This window comes from Streptomyces sp. NPDC059455 (genome assembly GCF_042750115.1).
Taxonomy (GTDB): domain Bacteria; phylum Actinomycetota; class Actinomycetes; order Streptomycetales; family Streptomycetaceae; genus Streptomyces; species Streptomyces endocoffeicus.
This window is the reverse complement of sequence record NZ_JBHYVB010000190.1, coordinates 13,835-17,883: the sequence shown is the minus strand read 5'-3', so window position 1 is coordinate 17,883 and position 4,049 is coordinate 13,835. Positions and strand designations below refer to the sequence as shown.

The 4,049-nt window shown below is 69.9% G+C and carries 3 protein-coding genes; all 3 read left to right on the top strand.

Annotated elements, in window-relative coordinates; translation table 11 throughout:
- On the top strand, positions 1–986 hold a 986-nt coding region (gene tilS, locus ACFXB5_RS42360), incomplete at its 5' end, for a tRNA lysidine(34) synthetase TilS (protein ID WP_385218865.1).
- A 60-nt stretch (positions 987–1,046) separates the two neighbouring features.
- Positions 1,047–1,586 (top strand): hypoxanthine phosphoribosyltransferase, encoded by a 540-nt coding sequence (gene hpt, locus ACFXB5_RS42355; RefSeq protein WP_201852601.1) that lies wholly within the window; start codon positions 1,047–1,049, stop codon positions 1,584–1,586.
- A gap of 255 nt (positions 1,587–1,841) precedes the next feature.
- Positions 1,842–3,887, top strand: coding sequence for an ATP-dependent zinc metalloprotease FtsH (ftsH, locus tag ACFXB5_RS42350; RefSeq protein ID WP_385218864.1), 2,046 nt, complete (start codon positions 1,842–1,844; stop codon positions 3,885–3,887).
- Positions 3,888–4,049 lie beyond the last annotated feature (162 nt).

The following is a 4,049-nucleotide window of genomic DNA, read 5'->3' as shown; positions in this document are numbered from 1 at the left end:
GCGCGCACTCGCCCCCCGCCCCTCCCGCCCCCCCCCCGGGGCCCCCCCACCCGGTCGTGCTCGCCGCCTCCCGGGGCGCCCCCGACTCCATGGCACTCGCCTCCGCCCTCGCCTTCGAGGCCCCGCGGGCCGGGCTGCGGGCCGGCGGGGTCACCGTCGACCACGGTCTCCAGCAGGGGTCCGACGTCCGCGCCGCCGAGGTCACCGACCGGATGCGGGCCCTGGGCCTGGCGCCGGTCGAGGCGGTCGCCGTGGCCGTCGGCCGGAGCGGCGGCCCCGAGGCCGCCGCCCGGGACGCCCGCTACACCGCGCTGGACGCCGCCGCCGAGCGCCACGGAGCCGCCGCCGTGCTGCTCGGCCACACCCGTGACGACCAGGCCGAGACGGTTCTGCTGGGCCTCGCCCGCGGCTCCGGTATCCGCTCGCTGTCCGGTATGGCCTGGGTCTCCGGCACCGGCGGCCGCTACCGCCGCCCCTTCCTCCAGTTGGACCGGCACACCGTCCGCGAGGCGTGCCTGGCCCAGTCGCTGCCCGTCTGGGACGACCCGCACAACGTGGACCCCTCCTACACCCGCTCCCGGGTCCGCCACGAGGCGCTGCCCATCCTGGAGAAGGCGCTGGGCAAGGGCGTCGTCGAGGCGCTCGCCCGCACCGCCCAGCTCTCCCGTGACGACGCCGACGCCCTCGACGCCTGGGCCGCCCGCGCCGAGGCCGATGTGATGACCACCGCACCGGCGGCGGCCGGTGGCGCGCAGGCCGTGCACCTCGACACCGTCGGACTGCACGGTTTGCCCACCGCCGTCCGCCGCCGGGTGCTGCGCCGGGCCGCCATCGCGGCGGGCGCGCCCGCCGGTTCGCTCTTCGCCCGCCACATCGAAGAGGTGGACCGGCTGATCACCGGCTGGCGGGGGCAGCGGGCCATCAACCTCCCCGGCCGCGTCGAGGTCCGCCGGGAGGGTGGCAGACTGGTCATCCGGCAGGGCTGATCCGCCCGAGCCAGTTGAGCCGGTAGTCGAACGAGAGTGGCGCGGGTGGACGACAAGGACATGGGCACCGACCTCAAGTCGGTCCTCATCACCGAGGCAGAGATCGACGCGAAGCTGGCCGAGCTGGCCGCCGCCATCGATGAGGAGTACGCGGACAAGGATCTGCTGATCATTGGCGTACTCAAGGGCGCGGTGATGGTGATGGCGGATCTGGCGCGCGCCCTCTCCACGCCCGTCACCATGGACTGGATGGCCGTGTCGTCCTACGGCGCGGGCACCCAGTCCTCCGGGGTGGTGCGTATCCTGAAGGACTTGGACACCGACATCAAGGGCAAACACGTCCTGATCGTCGAGGACATCATCGACTCCGGACTGACGCTGTCGTGGCTGCTGTCGAACCTGGGCTCGCGCGAGCCGGCCTCGCTGAACGTCTGCACCCTGCTGCGTAAGCCGGAGGCGGCCAAGGTCGCCATCGAGGTGAAGTGGGTCGGCTTCGACATCCCCAATGAGTTCGTCGTCGGCTACGGGCTGGACTACGCCGAGAAGTACCGGAACCTTCGGTTCGTCGGCACCCTGGCCCCGCACGTCTACGGCGGCTGACGGGCGCCGCCGCCCCCTGGGAACCTGGCGGGGTTTTCCGCCGTTGGAGCTGGGGAAGGCGGTTTTGTTAACAGTCCACGGCGGCGTCGGGTGACAATGCTGGGGTACCGTCCGAAGGTCAGTCTTTTTCGAGACTGAGGATTACACAGCTCATACACCGCAAATACACCGCAATACACCGCACGCACAGGCGCCTCTCCAGGGCTGCCGTGCCTCACTGTGGCAGGAGGGACGGGGCGGCTTCGCCCCGTATGGATGGACGTGAAGCGCTACTTCCGTGGGCCGGTCATGTGGATCGTGCTGGCCGTCCTCGCCGTGGTCGTGTTGATGCAGGTCGTCGGCTCGTCCGGCGGCTACAAGTCGGTGGACACCAGTCAGGTCGTCAAGGCGATCAACCAGAACCAGGTCCAGTCCGCCGAACTGACGACCGGCGACGAGCACAAGGTAAAGATCAAGCTCAAGGACAACGTCGCCAAGATCTCGGGCAGTGACAAGCTCCAGGCCACCTACATCGGTGACCAGGGCGTCGACCTTGCCAAGACTCTGCAGGCCAATGCCCAGAAGCAGGGCGGGATCCCCGACGGGTACAACGTCTCGACGTCGAAGCAGAACCCCTTCGTCGGGATCCTGCTCTCGCTGCTCCCGTTCGTGCTGATCGTCGTGGTCTTCCTGTTCCTGATGAATCAGATGCAGGGCGGCGGCTCCCGGGTGATGAACTTCGGCAAGTCGAAGGCCAAGCTCATCACCAAGGACACGCCGAAGACGACCTTCACCGATGTGGCGGGGGCCGACGAGGCGGTCGAGGAGCTCCAGGAGATCAAGGAGTTCCTGCAGGAGCCGGCGAAGTTCCAGGCCGTGGGCGCCAAGATCCCCAAGGGCGTGCTGCTCTACGGCCCGCCCGGTACGGGTAAGACGCTGCTCGCGCGTGCCGTCGCGGGCGAGGCGGGTGTCCCCTTCTACTCGATCTCCGGCTCCGACTTCGTCGAGATGTTCGTGGGTGTGGGTGCCTCCCGCGTCCGCGACCTGTTCGAGCAGGCCAAGGCCAACGCCCCGGCCATCGTCTTCGTCGACGAGATCGACGCCGTCGGCCGGCACCGCGGTGCGGGCATGGGCGGCGGCCATGACGAGCGCGAGCAGACGCTGAACCAGCTGCTCGTCGAGATGGACGGCTTCGATGTGAAGGGCGGGGTCATCCTGATCGCCGCCACCAACCGGCCCGACATCCTCGACCCGGCGCTGCTGCGCCCGGGCCGCTTCGACCGGCAGATCGCCGTCGACCGCCCGGACATGCAGGGCCGGCTGGAGATCCTCAAGGTCCACCAGAAGGGCAAGCCGGTCGCTCCGGACGTCGACCTGTCGGCCGTCGCCCGCCGCACCCCCGGCTTCACCGGTGCCGATCTGTCGAACGTGCTGAACGAGGCCGCCCTGCTGACGGCCCGCAGCGACGGGAAGCTGATCGACAACCACTTCCTGGACGAGGCGATCGACCGAGTCGTGGCCGGTCCGCAGAAGCGGACCCGGATCATGAGCGACAAGGAGAAGAAGATCACCGCGTACCACGAGGGCGGTCACGCCCTGGTCGCGGCGGCGTCTCCGAACAGCGATCCGGTGCACAAGGTCACAATCCTCTCCAGAGGCCGGGCCCTGGGCTACACCATGGTCCTGCCGGACGAGGACAAGTACTCGACCACGCGCAACGAGATGCTGGACCAGCTCGCCTACATGATGGGCGGCCGGGCGGCGGAGGAGCTCGTCTTCCACGACCCGACCACGGGCGCGTCCAACGACATCGAGAAGGCCACCACCACGGCCCGCGCGATGGTCACGCAGTACGGCATGACCGAGCGGCTCGGCGCGATCAAGTTCGGCTCCGACAACTCCGAGCCGTTCCTCGGCCGTGAGATGGCTCACCAGCGCGACTACTCGGAAGAGGTCGCCGCGCTGGTGGACGAGGAGGTCAAGAAGCTCATCGAGGCCGCGCACAACGAGGCGTGGGAGATCCTCGTCGAGAACCGGGACGTCCTGGACAACCTGGTGCTGGCGCTGCTGGAGAAGGAGACGCTGAACAAGGAGCAGATCGCCGAGATCTTCGCCCCGATCGTCAAGCGCCCGGCCCGCCCGGCGTGGACCGGCTCCTCGCGGCGTACGCCCTCCACCCGTCCGCCGGTGCTCTCCCCCCGGGAGCTGGCCCCGGCGAATGGCTCGCAGCCCACCTCCGCGGCTTCGCTGACCAAGAGCACCGCCCCGGAGGACGCTCCCGCCGAGCGCCCCGAGGGTTCGGACTCCGGTTCGGAGAGCTGATCCCCACCACCGGGGGCGGTGTCCGTCCCCGGTGGCCCCGGAATGAATGTCGGGGGGCGCCCGGGGGTAGCGGGGGGGGGGGGGGCTTTTGGCGGGGGGGTGGGTGGGGTGGGGTGAGGTGGCGGGCCAGAGGGGAGCCGGGGGGCGGTGGGCGCGTGTGAC